The 15,316-nt window shown below is 45.0% G+C and carries 18 protein-coding genes; 1 reads left to right on the top strand and 17 read right to left on the bottom strand.

Annotated elements, in window-relative coordinates; genetic code table 11:
* Positions 1-111: 111 nt before the first annotated feature.
* Positions 112-1,023: an arginase gene (gene rocF / locus Ga0466249_RS02940; RefSeq protein WP_215827920.1), complete on the top strand. Its 912-nt coding sequence runs from the start codon at positions 112-114 to the stop codon at positions 1,021-1,023.
* 120 nt (positions 1,024-1,143) lie between these two features.
* Here the strand turns inward: rocF and Ga0466249_RS02935 are convergent, their stop codons facing one another.
* The 17 genes from Ga0466249_RS02935 to Ga0466249_RS02855 form a co-directional block, all read right to left on the bottom strand.
* Positions 1,144-2,058, bottom strand: a complete 915-nt coding sequence (locus Ga0466249_RS02935) for a sugar phosphate isomerase/epimerase family protein (protein WP_215827919.1) — start codon at positions 2,056-2,058, stop codon at positions 1,144-1,146.
* A 15-nt stretch (positions 2,059-2,073) separates the two neighbouring features.
* Positions 2,074-3,273 carry an alpha-D-ribose 1-methylphosphonate 5-triphosphate diphosphatase gene (locus Ga0466249_RS02930; protein WP_215827918.1) on the bottom strand — a complete coding sequence of 400 codons (1,200 nt, stop codon included), beginning with the start codon at positions 3,271-3,273 and terminating at the stop codon, positions 2,074-2,076.
* Positions 3,270-3,998: a phosphonate C-P lyase system protein PhnL gene (gene phnL / locus Ga0466249_RS02925; RefSeq protein ID WP_215827917.1), complete on the bottom strand. Its 729-nt coding sequence runs from the start codon at positions 3,996-3,998 to the stop codon at positions 3,270-3,272. The genes Ga0466249_RS02930 and phnL overlap by 4 nt, the downstream gene beginning before the upstream one ends.
* Before the next feature lie 11 nt (positions 3,999-4,009).
* A complete protein-coding gene (locus tag Ga0466249_RS02920; protein ID WP_215827916.1) occupies positions 4,010-4,858 on the bottom strand; it encodes an ATP-binding cassette domain-containing protein in 849 nt (282 codons plus the stop codon).
* A complete protein-coding gene (locus Ga0466249_RS02915) occupies positions 4,842-5,729 on the bottom strand; it encodes an alpha-D-ribose 1-methylphosphonate 5-phosphate C-P-lyase PhnJ (protein WP_215827915.1) in 888 nt (295 codons plus the stop codon). Before Ga0466249_RS02915 ends, Ga0466249_RS02920 begins: the two co-directional genes overlap by 17 nt.
* Entirely contained in the window at positions 5,707-6,816 is a 1,110-nt protein-coding gene (locus Ga0466249_RS02910; RefSeq protein WP_215827914.1) for a carbon-phosphorus lyase complex subunit PhnI, read from the bottom strand. Before Ga0466249_RS02910 ends, Ga0466249_RS02915 begins: the two co-directional genes overlap by 23 nt.
* On the bottom strand, positions 6,816-7,412 hold the full coding sequence (phnH, locus tag Ga0466249_RS02905) for a phosphonate C-P lyase system protein PhnH (RefSeq protein ID WP_215827913.1): 597 nt from the start codon (positions 7,410-7,412) through the stop codon (positions 6,816-6,818). Before phnH ends, Ga0466249_RS02910 begins: the two co-directional genes overlap by 1 nt.
* A 3-nt stretch (positions 7,413-7,415) precedes the next feature.
* Complete coding sequence (gene phnG, locus Ga0466249_RS02900; RefSeq protein WP_215827912.1) at positions 7,416-7,829, bottom strand: phosphonate C-P lyase system protein PhnG; 414 nt, start codon at positions 7,827-7,829, stop codon at positions 7,416-7,418.
* A gap of 15 nt (positions 7,830-7,844) precedes the next feature.
* Positions 7,845-8,663, bottom strand: a complete 819-nt coding sequence (phnE, locus tag Ga0466249_RS02895; RefSeq protein ID WP_215827911.1) for a phosphonate ABC transporter, permease protein PhnE — start codon at positions 8,661-8,663, stop codon at positions 7,845-7,847.
* Positions 8,650-9,432 carry a phosphonate ABC transporter ATP-binding protein gene (gene phnC / locus Ga0466249_RS02890; protein ID WP_215827910.1) on the bottom strand — a complete coding sequence of 261 codons (783 nt, stop codon included), beginning with the start codon at positions 9,430-9,432 and terminating at the stop codon, positions 8,650-8,652. The genes phnE and phnC (Ga0466249_RS02890) overlap by 14 nt, the downstream gene beginning before the upstream one ends.
* 73 nt (positions 9,433-9,505) lie before the next feature.
* A complete protein-coding gene (gene phnD / locus Ga0466249_RS02885) occupies positions 9,506-10,420 on the bottom strand; it encodes a phosphonate ABC transporter substrate-binding protein (RefSeq protein WP_215827909.1) in 915 nt (304 codons plus the stop codon).
* 31 nt (positions 10,421-10,451) lie between these two features.
* On the bottom strand, positions 10,452-10,874 hold the full coding sequence (locus tag Ga0466249_RS02880) for a GNAT family N-acetyltransferase (RefSeq protein WP_215827908.1): 423 nt from the start codon (positions 10,872-10,874) through the stop codon (positions 10,452-10,454).
* Positions 10,875-10,897: 23 nt separating this feature from the next.
* Positions 10,898-11,554: a DapH/DapD/GlmU-related protein gene (locus Ga0466249_RS02875; protein WP_215827907.1), complete on the bottom strand. Its 657-nt coding sequence runs from the start codon at positions 11,552-11,554 to the stop codon at positions 10,898-10,900.
* Positions 11,555-11,638: 84 nt separating this feature from the next.
* Positions 11,639-12,502 (bottom strand): PhnE/PtxC family ABC transporter permease, encoded by an 864-nt coding sequence (locus tag Ga0466249_RS02870; protein ID WP_246588404.1) that lies wholly within the window; start codon positions 12,500-12,502, stop codon positions 11,639-11,641.
* Positions 12,502-13,287 carry a PhnE/PtxC family ABC transporter permease gene (locus tag Ga0466249_RS02865; RefSeq protein ID WP_215827905.1) on the bottom strand — a complete coding sequence of 262 codons (786 nt, stop codon included), beginning with the start codon at positions 13,285-13,287 and terminating at the stop codon, positions 12,502-12,504. The genes Ga0466249_RS02870 and Ga0466249_RS02865 overlap by 1 nt, the downstream gene beginning before the upstream one ends.
* Positions 13,277-14,068, bottom strand: a complete 792-nt coding sequence (gene phnC / locus Ga0466249_RS02860) for a phosphonate ABC transporter ATP-binding protein (RefSeq protein WP_215828009.1) — start codon at positions 14,066-14,068, stop codon at positions 13,277-13,279. Before phnC (Ga0466249_RS02860) ends, Ga0466249_RS02865 begins: the two co-directional genes overlap by 11 nt.
* A 90-nt stretch (positions 14,069-14,158) precedes the next feature.
* The gene (locus tag Ga0466249_RS02855) at positions 14,159-15,205 is read right to left on the bottom strand and encodes a PhnD/SsuA/transferrin family substrate-binding protein (RefSeq protein ID WP_215827904.1); all 1,047 of its coding nucleotides are present in this window, start codon (positions 15,203-15,205) and stop codon (positions 14,159-14,161) included.
* Between the last annotated feature and the right edge of the window lie 111 nt (positions 15,206-15,316).

Genomic DNA, 15,316 nt, shown 5'->3' with positions numbered 1-15,316 from the left:
TAATAATCCAAGTTGATAGGAATATCAAAAATTCTAATAAACATAATACATTTGAGATAACAAACCTATCGCCAAAGCAACTACAACCAATACAGTCGAAAGGGGATTGATATGAATCCTAATATGAATAATCGTATTTCAATCATTGGAGTTCCATTGGATTTGGGCGCAGACCGCAGAGGCGTGGATATGGGGCCAAATGCCATACGCCATGCAGGACTGAGGGACAAGCTTGAGAGCATCGGCTATGAGATCGATGATCGCGGTGACCTTATCGTGAATAGACCCGATGTCTGCCAAACAGAAGGTGAAAGCCTAAAATACCTGAATGAAATTGAACGAGTGAATAGTGAACTTTGTCAAAGCATTAATGAAGAAATGGACAAAGAACATTTTCCACTGGTTCTCGGCGGCGATCATAGCATTGCTATCGGAACCATGGCTGGCGTATTACAACATAAAAAAAAGCTGGGGGTTCTCTGGTTTGATGCCCATGGTGATATCAATACCGTTGAAACTTCACCTTCCGGCAATATTCATGGAATGTCAGTCGCAGTGAGTTTAGGCCGGGGGCATGAACGATTACTAGCCATCGGCGGCATCCAAACCAAACTGGACCCAGCAAAAATTGTCATGATCGGAGTCCGGGATTTAGACCCTGGGGAGAAAGTTCTCCTGAAAGCACTGGGGATTGTTGTATTCACAATGCATGAAATTGATACGCTGGGGATGGCAAAAGTCATGGAAGAAGCAATCCGGATTGTGTCCGATGATACGGATGGTGTTCATGTAAGCTTTGATATGGACGTTATGGACCCGTTGCATGCACCGGGCGTGGGAACACCTGTTATTGGTGGACTCACTTACCGTGAAAGCCATCTCGCCATGGAATTAGTTTCTGAGGCTAATATCGCCACAAGCGCAGAATTTGTAGAAGTCAATACCGTTTTGGATAATAAAAACCAAACCGCACGAGTAGCGGTAGCTCTGATAGGATCTTTGTTCGGGGAAAGGCTGAAATAGAAACATTACTAAAAAATACATAAAATAGATTGAAGCGCCAGCATGTTGCTGGCGCCTCTTTGCGTTCAAAATGGAATAGCGACGTCATCCTCTTCAGAAAAAGCAGCTGATATGCGGCTTTTACCCCAACAGCGCCTGCACATTATTTAGTGCCTCACGATAATGTTCCCGATAACGCGGCCGCATTTCCAGTGTAATACTGCCATGATACTGCGGCAGCCGATCCAATATTTCGCTGGCAGGCACCTTCCCCCAGCCGATGGGCATGTGCATATCGCCACGTCCCATCGCTGCCATCTCATATTGCTTTTTTTCCCAAGAAGCACAACAACGTCCAAAATTATCATGCAGATGGATATGACAAACATAAGGACCCATCCGTGAGATGCCTGCCAAAAGATCATAACCATAATGGCAAGCAGCGAGGTACGCATGACCCGTATCAAGAGTAATCCCCACCTGACTGTGATTTACTGCCTCTATCATCCGTGCTAATTCCTCCAGTGATTCAGCATAACAATAATTGGGAACGTTCAGATAGGGCCGGGCGTTTTCCACCGCTATCCTGATTCCGTATTTGGCCGCAATATCTCCCATCTTCTGTAATTCCGTACATTCTTGTTCCCACAACACCTCCTTTTCAAACGGAGTCGGATGGTTCTGAGATGCAAATAAAAAATTTTCTTCCGCCAAATAACGACCTGCATGATAGACCATAATTTCAGCGCCAATAGCAGCAGTAAACTCCATACTGGCAATAAAACCTTGGCGGTCTACCTCGTCACCTGACATCAGATTCAGCGGATTAGACCCATGTACGGTATAACGGAAAGAATACTTCGCCAGCAATGCTTGAACTTCTTTAACCCTGCTTTGATCAAGACGGCCACCATAAATGGCACCCGCACCATGCGGAGCCAACTCCACCTGAGTAAAACCCAATTCACGATAGTAGTCAAGTTCCCGGCGCAAAATTGCCAGACTCCCATCAAGAACCCCCGCATCAGCATTAATCGCTATACCATGAATATTCATAAAGTACTGCCCTCCTCAACAAGCCGATTCTTCCGTCCCAGTGGCAGGTAAAACCCCACGATAATTCACGCCGTAAACAGGTACACCGCTAACCACGGTATTCGTAACTATCGGCGTGTCATTGCGTTTTTTAACGACAATGACGTCACCGGCTTTTCCTTCTTCCAGACTGCCGAGATGATCTAGTTTTAAAGCTCTGGCCGGTGCAACCGTAGCCATAGCTACCGCCTCCGCCAAACTTACAGTATGCTGCGCTAAAAGAAATACGGCATGTAAAATAGCCGGTGGATAATAATCTGAACAAAGAATATTTGCATGACCAGCAGCTACCGCATCCACGGCTCTCATCCCCTTGCCTGTTGAACCACCCCGTACAATATTTGGAGCACCAACACTAACAGCCATCCCCTTCTGACAAGCAGCCTGTGCGGTCTCCAGATTAATCGGAAATTCGCTCAAAGTAACTCCCTGATCATAATAGTACGCAATCTTTTCGTCCGAATCATCATCATGTGAAGCCAAAGGTACCCCTGCCGTCAAAGCGACCGGGCTCAGCCTTTTTACACACTCATCTGCTTTTAGCCGCCCTTCTTTCCTGTCGGCAATAATTTTGTCCAAATCATTTCCTTCAAGATGATACGTTTTCTCGGCATACCGTCGATAATCTTCGACGGTAGGATATTGCCCCTGTCCGGGAGTATGGTCCATGAATGATAATAAATCGATAACTCCCTCGTTAATAAGTTCTTGAATGAGATCTACCACCTTAAAGTTAGTAATTTCGCAACGCAAATGAATTTTATTGCGAATAAGCGAACAACTGGAAGCCATCGCCGTAATGCGGCGTATACACTCGGCAGCTCCCTTATCCTGACGCACACCCAGCTTTGCTCCGGCAAAAGAAAAAGAATGATACATCGTAGTAATCCCCTGACCGGCCAATTTTTTCTCCAATTCACAAAATGCCAGTTCGGTGGAAAAATAAGCTCCTGGCCGTGGCTCCAGTTCTTTTTCGATGGCATCACTGTGTGTATCAATAAACCCAGGCAATATATAGCCGTTATGAGCATCAATAACGCAAGCTGCCGGTTGCCCGCAATGATTTCTCCCCCGTCCGGTATACTTGATTTTACCTTGTTCTACGAACAGTTCTCCGTTCGAAATAACCCGATCCGGCAGCACTAATTGGCCATTGGTTATCAATATCGTACTCATACTACCTCCCGCATCCGTTTAATTGATTTACATTGTCCAGCCCGCATGGTAAACACGCGATCTACCAATTGCTTCATACTATCCAGATCGTGAAATATACCAATAATACTGGTTCCATGCTGCTTGAGGGCCAGGAGCGCCCGAGCGACGATTTTCTTCGTCTCACCGTCAAGCGAAGCGGTTGGTTCATCAAGCAATAACAGCCTGGGCTCAGTAATCAAAGCCCGTGCCAGGTTGATTCGCTGCTGCTCACCGCCGCTAAATGTGGACGGAAATGCATCCCATAATTCAGGAGAAATGTTCATCATTTCTAAAAATTCACAAGCTCGTTCCTTTGCTTTCCCTACCTTCCAGCCCCGTTGGTGCAATTCCTCAGTAAGAATATCCACAGCAGAAACACGGGGAATGACCTTAAGAAACTGGCTAACATAACTGATTTCGCTGTGACGCAAACGCAGAACTTCGCGTTCACAAGCCGATACCAAATCAATCTCATTGCCTTCTCTCGTGCGGTAAACTACGTGTCCCGCCGAAGGAAGGTAAGTACGGTAGATACATTTTATAATGGTTGATTTCCCCGCTCCGCTGGGTCCGGCAATCCCCATAAACTCACCGGATTTAAGAGTGAAACTAATGTTGCCACAGCCATAAAGCAGCTTCCCCCCCAACATGTGCAGTTGAAAATTTTTTGACAGGTCTTCGACCGTCAAGATCGTATCCTCCATAATGACCTCCTTTATAACATAGAATGAACCAAAAGCTGCGTATATTGATGTTGCGGGTCCTCCAAAATCTGATCCGTTAAACCCAGTTCAACCATCCGGCCATTTTTCATTACTGCCGTTCGATCGGCTAACATACGGATAACGCCCAGATCATGGGAAACAACCAGCATCGCAATACTAAGCTCCCGTTGGATTTCTTTCACTAAATCAAGCACTCTGGCCTGTACTGACAAATCAAGGCCGGTAGTAATTTCGTCCAGAAATAACAGCGGCGGATTATTGGCCAGCGCCTTAGCAATCTGAACCCGCTGCTGCATACCGCCGCTAAAATTGGCTGGAAAATCATCCATACGCGCTAAAGGCACTTCAGTCCGCGCGAGCAGTGTTTCAGCTCTGCTTCGAATATCCCGAAAGTTATAAATATCAGCCGTAAGTAATTTTTCAGCCACATTACCGCCGGCTGTAAAATGCGGCTTAATACCTAACAACGGATTTTGATAAACCATTCCCATCAAATGATTGCGAATATGACGTTTACGCTGAACAGTCTCAGCAAACAAGTTCACCTTCCCATCCTGATAAGCGGCCAAATAACTTTCCCCGCCCGTTGCCTCCTCATCAAAATAAAGACAACGTACCAAAGTACTCTTACCCGAGCCACTCTCACCCACAATGCCGAGGATCTCGCCCTGTTCAAGTTCCAGCGAAATGTCATGGCAGGCAACAAGACTGCCGCACTCTGGGCAAATATTGCTTTCGTACAGCGGACCTGTCAAATCAAAACACCGCGGACAGCCCGCACCATAAATCTTATCTAAGCCGTGAACAGTTAAAGCCATCTGTTTATTTGCCAACATCATCCCTTCCCTCCTTCCGGTTACGAACTTTATCACAATAACTGCTGTCAGAGCACACATAGAATTTTTCCCCACTGCTGCCATCGTAGATTTCATTCATGTAGGTATCGATAGAACCACAGCGCACACACGCCTGCCCGGTAAAATCTTCGACACGAAAACGATAATCTTCAAATTCCATCGGTTCAACACGAGTATAGGGTGGTACGGCATAAATCCGTTTTTCTCGTCCGGCTCCAAACAGAAACAAGGAATCGGCCATATTCAATTTGGGTACATCCCACCGTGGAATCGGCGATGGATCGATCAGATAACGCCCGTTAACTAACGATGGATAGCGGGCACCAATCGTTATTTCTCCCCACTTAACAATATTTTCATAAAGAAACACCCACATCCGGCTGTAATCCATTTCAGCATGCATTTCCTGCGTTTTAGCCATGCTTGCTTCCACAAAACGCAATGGTTCGGGGATAGGGACCTGCAACACCAAAATTTGATTTTCTTTCAGCGGCTCTTCCGGAATACGATGGCGCGTCTGTATAACGGTTGCAGCCTGTGTATCGAAGGTCGTCTGAACACCAGTTGTTTGGGTAAGCAAATTTCGAATATTCACAGCGTTAACACCGCCATCACACCCTTGATCAATTACCTTCAATATATCTTGCTTACCAATAAGCGACATCGTAACCTGCAAACCGCCTGTGCCCCATCCCCTGGCAATGGGAAGTTCCGGCGAAGCAAACGGCACTTGATGACCGGGGATAGCTACTGCCTTTAGCGTCTTACGGCGAATCTCCCGTTTTGTATTCTCGTCAAGAAAAGCAAAATTATAGCCAGTATGCGGCTTTTTAATCTTCCTGATGTTTAGCATCTGCCGCTTCCCCCCTTACCACTTGAGACTGACGCAACCGGTCCAGCGTGGATTGAAAAGTCACATAATGGGGCAACTTAAAGTGATTGATAAATCCCGCTGCCTCAATTCCGTCAATATGATATAATACAAACTCTTCATCCTCCGCCGGTGCCTTTTCATTGGCCTTGCTCCGGGTGGATCGGTCCAATATTGCCATAGCCATGGCTTTCAATTCATTATGGCCAAAACATAAGCCATAGCCTAAGGTCAACTGAGGTTTATTCTTTTTATCACCTTCGCTATATTGGGCAATGATTTCCGTTTCCGTCACTAGCACCCGTCCAACATACACAGACTTCGCAGTACATCCAGGATGCGTGATGTAGAGCGGTACATAACCCACTCTAAGTTCCCCAAGGCAAGGATGAATATCGCCAAAACCTCGGACCGAGCTATAGGCCAATGCCATCATTGCCCCTGTTTCTCCGCGGCACAGCGACTGTAATTTGGCAGAACGACAGCTGGGAAAGCTTAGGGTCTGACGCGTAATATCTAAAACTTCCTGACTTGGCTCCAACGGAGCCAGTAATCCTTCACGACGCAATAGATCAACGACCTTGGGAAATGTATCAGGTAGCTGGGCCGGAACTATCTGGATACCGATGTTACTAAGAATTTTTTCCATTTCTTTTGGTTGTTCGGAAAGCAGGGAAAAATCCACTAACCGCTGCGTATAATCGCGCGTAGGCCCCAAAATTTGCCCACCGGGTATTTCCTGAAAAGCCCCGGATATTCGTCTAATAAGGTGCATCTTCGTAGTATCCACAGCCAAAGAGACATAACGCCTCGGCTGCGTGGCCCGAAAAGCTCTCAAGATAAATGCGGCCTCAAATAGATCCCCTTCCGCCTGCTTCATTGCCAAAGCTGCCATATTTGGAGCGTACAGTGCCCCCTCACCCATGACCTTATCCACGGCAAGTCGCATTTGATCCCGTATCTGTTCCACTAACAGCGGTTTGGACTTCCCTTTAAGCCTAAAATAAGTCAACAATTTTTCCGCATTTAATATTGCCTCCGTACCTCCGGAGACTGCCACGTAACCCATTAAGACAATCCCTCCCACCGTAATGAACTGGATCTGGGAACACAAGCCACATTTCCTGCATGATCCAGATAAATAACATCAATACCCAATGGATATTCTTGATTCAGTTCAGAAATGGCCCGGATATTCTCCTTATCCAATCCGCTGATATTCAAACAGGAACTATCCTTGATACCTGGCCCCCTAAGCACGAGTTTGCTGCCATGAGCAGTAGCCACAAGGCTATCCACCATCATCAGCAGCGTTGCCCCTTTTTCCGGAGAAATCAGCGTACCGCAGCACATCTCATGGATTTCTGGAGCTTCTTCCCGGCCATTAACAAGGACAAATTCGGCGTCACTGACCGAACCAACGGCCGCCCCCGTGTTAAACCTAAGATAATCGCTTATGGCTTGGTCAGACGGCAATACACTAAAACAGGTTTCGCTGTCAAACAATGTTAAAGCCACAGCAGCAGCAGCCTGATTTAACCCGGCCGGCGGCTGAAGTTTAAATTCAGATAAAGAATTTACCGTGCCTGGCCGGGCCATCGCATCCAAGACCAACCGATAAATACGTTGGGTATCAAAAACTTTATCAAAACGAGTCTCAATCAAGATTTATCCCTCCATAATATCAAACCGCACCTGAGTTGCCGCAACCAATGCCGCCTCTTGTTGCTGGCGCTTTAAAATACGTTGTTCCTCTGCCGCAACAATGTGCCTAATTTCTACTTCTTCCTCGATATGTGCCGTGAATGCCGCATCGATAATCGCTATGCAAAGCGCCCGCACCGGTTCATCCTCCAGCGCAAACCCAAAACCTGTAGCCTCGTTAATGCTAACAACCGCTTCGGTCATTAGTATTTCGCCGACATAAAACGGCGTATGTCCCACACTATCCAGCGCCTGCATCATTGTCATACAGGTTTCCGGCTGCTGCAATACTTTTATATCATGTCTGGCTGCAATCATTTCAGCCGCATCTTCCCACACTGAAAGATTTCCTTCAGCCATGATTTCTCTAAATTCCATTCTTTTCACCCCAAATCACAATATTTTAGAACGAACATGAGAAGACATATAATCAACAATCATGACCATTCCCAAAATAACAATAAGAATGACTGTCATATCCTGGTACATAAACAGCCGCATACTTGTTACCAATTCAAAACCAATGCCGCCTGCTCCCACAATTCCCAGGATGGTAGCCGAACGAAAATTCAGCTCCCACTGATAGAGACAAATGGTAACAAACTCAGGCAACACCTGGGGTATAATGGCATAGACAATAACCTGCCATTTACTTGCACCCGTAGCAAGTAATGCCTCTACAGGACCAAAATCAATGTTTTCGATGGCATCCGCTAAAAATTTGCCCAACATACCTACCGAATGAAAGGCCAAAGCCAATACCCCGGGAAAAGGTCCTAAGCCAACTGCGGCCACAAAAACGAGGGCGAAAATCAGCTCCGAGATAGACCGCATGGCATTAAGGATAAAGCGACCGAAATGATACAGCAGAGGATGCGGAGAAATATTACGGGCCGCAATCAATCCAAATGGAATCGTAAAAAATATGGCCAGTGTTGTACCCCAAATTGAAATCTGCAAAGTTTCAACCGTCGGCTCTATCAACCGTGGTAAAATTTCAAAGTTTGGTGGCAGCATCCGTCCTATGATGTCAATCAATTGCGGCAGACCCTTAACAAGTTCTGCAACACTAAGATGAGTACCGGCAGCACTCCACACATAAACGCCAGCCAGAAATACAACCACTGCCAACTGTTTCACTGTCACCCGTACATCCTGAAACCAAGGTACCAGCGGCCTAACCGGAAAACAAACAGGCCTACGCATGGACATAATTCACCTGCTTACAAGCAAATTCTTCTAGCTCCGTTTCGATCACAGCACCATAGATACACTCGACGTCACTTGTTGTCAGCATCTTGGCTGGCTTATCGATGACGACATGACCGTCATTAATACCGATAATCCTCTCGGCATAGCGAACTGCCAATTCAACATTATGCAAACTGACAACAAGGGTAATAGGATCTTGCTTGTTAATGGATTGTAATACTTCCATCACCCGCTCCGTCGATTTGGGATCAAGACTAGCCACCGGTTCATCCGCCAAAATAATACTTGGGCACTGAGCCAATGCGCGGGCGATGCCCACCCGTTGCTGCTGGCCACCACTCAACTGATCAGCACGCTGATAGGCCTTCTTCTCCATTCCAACCCTTGTGAGACATTGCATAGCTAAATCAATATCCTGCTGAGAAAAAAGCTTAAGACAACTTGCAAAAACATTCATGTGAGCCAAGCGGCCACAAATTACATTTTCGATCACAGTAAGACGTTTAACCAAATTAAACTGCTGAAAAACCATGCCTACTTTGCGACGAATTTTTTCTAACTGCCGCCCCTGCACCGACTCCTCTTCAACAAAAACCTCACCTGCCGTAGGTTTTACCAATCCGTTGATACAGCGCAACAATGTCGATTTACCGGCCCCGCTCGGCCCAAGCATTGCAACAAATTGCCCTTTAGGAATCTCAAGATTGATATTGTTAAGCGCCTTTGCCGATTGGCTATATTCCTTATGTAGCCCGTTCATTCGGATCATCACCGTACCTCCTTAAGATTTGCTTGAGAAACTAACCAGCCATTACATCAAGTTGCGGCTCATGACCGTTAATTTATTGCTTGGCCAAATCCAAGTTCAGTATTTTGGCCGTATCTCGGATCACATTATAAGTAGCATCCTTCGCTTCAACATAACTTTCCAACCCTTTGCCCTGTGCTGCAAAATCCGTAGGATCGTCTTGAGCCATATTCAAAAAGGCTGCTTTGATTTTCTCTTTCAAATCATCCGGTAAATCTTTGCGCCAAGCCCAGGGGGAATTTGGAATTGGATCTGATGTAAAAATAACCTTCACATCTGTGTCGGAAATAATACCGGCCCCTTTCATCTTACTGTAATTTACATCAGCATCAGCAGCAGCATCGACCTTATGATTTTTGACGGCTAGTTCATCCGCATCATGCCCCCCGGCATAAATAACACTTTTGAAGTCTTGCTCAGGATTGATTCCTTTACTCTTAAGAAAGGAACGGGGAATTAAATTGCCGGAAGTTGAGGCCGGATCAACAAACGCAAAGGTATGTCCTTTGAGGTCTTCAATGCTGTTAATCCCGGTTTTGGGATCGGCTACAATAATGCTCCGATATGAAGTACCGCTGCCTTTCTTGTTCTCCACGGCAAAAGCTTCCGCATTGGCCTTATCAGCCGCCAATACATAAGAAAACGGACCGAAATAAGCAATGTCGAGTTTACCGGAACGCATTGCTTCAACTACTCCCGCATAATCAGTAGCCACAAATAGCTCCACTTTCAAACCCAGCTTCTTTTCCAGATAGCTTACAAGCGGCTTATAGGCCTCGCGAACTTTTTCTGAATCTTCAGAAGGAATAGCCCCAACCCGTAGCACCTTCAATTCTTGAGTCGGTTGCGCGACATTTTGCGTATTTGTTGAACATCCGCCAACCAAAAGCACCGCTAACAATAAACTTAACACAAGCAGAAAACCATACTTTTTGTTTTTCATCATCATTCATCCTCCTCTAATCATTTCACCAAACTAGTCAAACCTTTTTAATAAAATACTTAGGTGACTCCACAAAGCCTTGTCGACAATAAAACCGATGCGCATTCACTCTTCTCGAATGGGAATGTACTTCAATCCTGTCACATTTCCTTTCTTCCGCTAAGTAAGCACAATGTTCTTCTATTTCTCGCCCAATACCCTTGCTTCTAAATTTTTTGTCAACAGCAAAGTAACTTATCCTGGCAAAATCGCCTTTTAACGCTACTTGTGGAATAAAATGAATAGATATGAAGGCAACAATCTTTTCATCGTATTCATATACCAATAATCGCTCATCAGGATGGTCTAATAATGTTTTTATTTTCTCCTGTAAAAATGAATCCGTATCGGAGTAATCGAGTTGTTGAAGGAGTTCCATGATTTCTTTCCAATCACTTATCTTCGCATTCCTTATTCCCATAGAGCAAATCTCCTTTTAGGTAGTTACAAAAGCCCAATGTATTTTTCAATGAACCGATGGACATCAGACAAATCCGAAAAACGTTGTTCCAAGGTCGGTCGATCCCATTCCCACCAAGCGATTGCCAGTAATTTTTCCACCATATCATCGGGGAATCGCTTCTTTATCCGTCGAGCTGGAACGCCTGCGACAATGTCGTAGGGAGCCACATCTTTGGTGACTACCGCCCCCGCCCCAATAACCGCCCCAGTTCCAACACTCACGCCAGACATAATAACTGCTCCATGCCCAATCCAAACGTCATGGCCTATCATGCACTTATGACTCCGCCGCCAGTCAAAGAATTCATCATCATCTGTGTTCGCAAAACCGAATTGTCGTCTTCGATAGGTGCAATGATGTTGAGTCACTCGCTGCATTGGATGATTGCCAGGATTTATTCGAACATGAGAAGCGATGGAACAAAATTTACCAATTTCAGCGTAAATGATCGTAACATCACCAGCTGCATAACTGTAATCGCCAAATATCGTTTCCTGCAGTTCACAATTGGCATAAATCTCTGTCCAAGCCCCCAAAGTGCTGTCACGAACAATACACGAAGGATGAATCAGCGGCTTTTCGCCTAATTTTTTTTCCCCCTGACGAGGGTGACTATTTGCAATGTATACTCCTGACATATTGATCCTCCTGTTCCCGGCGAGCGTAAGGCTCAGCAACACCAACACACGCTCGCACTTACTGCCCGTAATTTTTCATCGCAGTTATGCTCTTGTTTTAATCTTACCCTTGATATTAGTGGAAATAGCTTCGAGAACCATAGCAAAGGCGATAAGGATATAGGTGATCAGCCCTATTTCGCGCAAATCAAAATAAAACCCGCTATCCATAAATAAATCAAAGCCAATTCCGCCTGCTCCTGCCGCAGCTCCCATGGCAACGGCATTGGCAAAGTTAATTTCAAACCTCAAAAAAGTCCAGGACAGCAAATAAGTAACAGAGGATGGTATAACCGCCTGAAAAACGATTTGCCACCAATTAGCCCCGCTGGCCATTAATGCTTCAATAACACTTCGGTCCAATTCCTCAAAAGACTCAGAAAAGGCCTTAGTCAAATAGCTGATGGAATGAAACGTCAAGCCAATGACTGCCGCCACGCTGCCCAACCCGGCAGACACAGCAAAAATCAAGACCCATAAGATGGTGGGAACGGACCGGATAAAAGCAACAAAACCTTTGATAACACGGGTAACTGTTTTGGGCGATAAATTCTTGGCAGCCATCAGCCCTAAAAACAAGGCGATGATGCCACTAAACAATGTGGTCAGAAATGCCAACCCCATGGTTATCACAATTTCGTAAAAAGCCTCCCACAGATTAAGCCGGTTAGCTTCCGGTTCTAGGAATATAATCTTAAAGTTATGTAACGTATCAGCCACTGCTTTTGCCATACCTACGCTTTGATAATCAATGGTGGCTAAGGCATAAATAGTCAGCACTGAGAGAACAAGCAGAAATATGCGTACAGTAAGAGTCGCTCTGTTTAGAGGGCGTATATCCCCCCAATCCCCAGCTATTTCATCACTGCTTAATTGACCACATATTTTCATTGATTTCTCCATTTTCATCACATAATCACCCTTCTGATACCATTTGATATCATTTCTACAACAATAACAGTGATAACTATCAGAATCACCACGAGGCTTGCAGCATGAAAATTAAAGCTTTTGTAATAGAAATCGAAGGAAAACCCAATACCAGTACCTGTAAGCAATCCTACCAAAGTGGCATCACGAATATTCGTGTCAATCATGAATAATATCCAACTAATCATCTGTGACAGACAGGAAGGTAGAACCCCTTGAAATATAATCGGGAAATAACCGGCACCCGTAGCTAGCAAGGCTTCAACCGAGTTATTGCTCACTTCATCGATGGTTTCCATAAACGCCCGGGTAAGAAATCCAAAAGATCCAAAAAAAAGCGCTAAGTAGCCTGTCAGCAAACTTTGACTAAAGACCAGCATTAAAACCATGGCCCAGACTACAAGAGGAATATTACGGAAAAGCGAGGCAATCCCTCTGGCGACAACGCTGGATAATTTGTTCAGCCTTGTGGTACGAGAACCAGCCACTGCCAATAATAAGGCGAAAACAGCAGCAACAGTAGTTGCGGCAATAGACATCAACACGGTTTCCTTTAAACTAATTAATATATCCGGCAGTAATCTCATTGACTTTGTATCAGGATAAAAATGGGAGAATCCCCAGATAAGCGCCTTAATAATGCTTGTAAAACCTTTCATCATGTCATACTCAGTAATGATCATCGAACCGACAGTCAGAGTAATTAACAAGGCCAAAAATATCAGACGTTCCTTCCTACGCTTAACAAAAATGTCAGCTTCCATACCTTTCTCCTAAATCAGCAAGCAAATCTTTGGACTCTGAACCATAAATCTCCGAAATATGTGCCGCAGTTAGAACAGTTGGAGAACCGTCAAAGACTACCTTGCCTTTATTTACTCCGATAATCCGGTCCGAATACTTCAGAGCCACATTGACTTGATGTAAATTAACTATCACCGTTATCCCCATTTTTGTGACAACATCTCTTAGCTTATCCATAATAATCACAGCAGCATTGGGATCCAAAGAGGCAATGGGCTCATCGCATAAAATCAATTTAGGATTTTGAATTAAAGCCCGGGCAATTCCCACCCGCTGTTTTTGTCCGCCGCTTAACTGATCGCAACGCTGGTAAATCTGATCATTCAAGCCTAACATATTGATGATCAGATGCGCCTGCCTTTTTTCCTCCTGACTGTACTGGCCCAGAATTCCTGCCAGGGTCGACTTGTATCCCAACCTGCCGTGAAGCACGTTCTCCATTACAGTCAATCTTTCAACCAGATTATAATGCTGAAAAACCATACCTATCTTTGTTCTTAGTTTTCTTAAATTGTTTTTCCTTAACTTTGAAGTCATAACACCGTCAAAAATGACTTCCCCGCTAGTTACTTCAATCATCCGGTTAATACAGCGAAGAAGCGTTGTCTTTCCTGCTCCGGAAGGACCTATTATAGACACAAACTCTCCCTTCGCAACAAGAAAGTTGACGTCCGCCAAGGCTGTTGCAGTACCGTGATAACACTTAGTGACATTCTTCACTTCTAACAAAGGGACACTCATTTCTTGCACCCTTAATCCCCCCTTAATCGCAATACCCCTCACCTTGTCTTGTTGTCTCTAATAAACCTCATGGTCGTTAGTATTTCCTAGTTAGAAACCAAGAACTTTTCTCATCTCATCATACCAAGAATCGTCCACCTTTAAAAAGCGGTGCGGTTGGGCAAATAAACTTCCTTTGGCACCCTTTGGTACAAATATTTTCGGATCATTTGTTACCTGATCGGAAGTAAGTGCCTGCGTTATTTCGTCAAGGGTCTTCTGGCTCAAAAACTCGCTATTGGCCTCGAATGGTGTATTATCGACCGGTATGGATTTGATAACCACAAATTGTGCGCCCACGAGGGTATCAAATGGGGCGTCAGCGCCTTGCTTTACCGTATAGACAGTCCCTGGTTCGTTGTCCTGTCCCTGACTAAGTTCCACATACTGCATAACATCGATATCATCCACGGCCGCAACGTCAGCCTTACCGGAAAGCACATTAAACAAAGATAACTGGTGGGAACCAGCAAAGAGAACCTGGCTGAAAAATTTTCCAGGACCGCCTTGTGCTATGGCATCCTTGGTCAGATTTTTCCATTTATCTTGTTTAGTAAATTTCCCCATAATCACTGCTGCCGGCATATTAAAACCAGATGTCGAGCTGGTTGAAACAAAGGAAGTTCTTTTTCCTACCATGTTGTCAATGTCATAACCGTCACCGGACTTATATTGGCCTTCGTTGCCTTTCTTTACCACGAACCGACTGTGGTAAAGAGCGTCTTTCAACGTTCCCGAATCTCCGCTTTCCACTGCCAGAGGAATAATTTTAGAATTTTTAGCGTGAGATTCTATGTACTCATAAGGTCCGAAGAAACCTAACTGGGCGTCACCGCTTTCCAAGGCTGAAATGGCAATAGCATAATCAGTGGTTAATTTGTTTTCAACTTTTTTGCCTGTGGCCTTGGAAATGACACTTGCAATTTCATCACGCAATGCCTTTTCATCATTTCCAGAATTATTAGGCAACCAGGCAATCGTGATGGTATCGGGTTCTTTAACGTCTGATGCTGAAGATGGCGATGTTGAAGTTCCACAACCTGCTAAAAGCGATGACACTAAGATAACGACCAGCGTAAGTAAAAGATTTTTTTTCATGTTTATTCTCCTCTCAAATTTAAAATAGCCAGTTAACACTTAGAAAATCTTAGATGTCCAGATGTCTAAACACCCCCCTGATAGGATTAATGCCGCTCTCTGAAGAGAGCG

Origin of the sequence: Pelorhabdus rhamnosifermentans, from assembly GCF_018835585.1 — a bacterium.
Classification (GTDB): domain Bacteria; phylum Bacillota; class Negativicutes; order UMGS1260; family UMGS1260; genus Pelorhabdus; species Pelorhabdus rhamnosifermentans.
The sequence above is the reverse complement of the archived record's forward strand: the minus strand, read 5'-3'. Positions and strand labels throughout refer to the sequence as shown.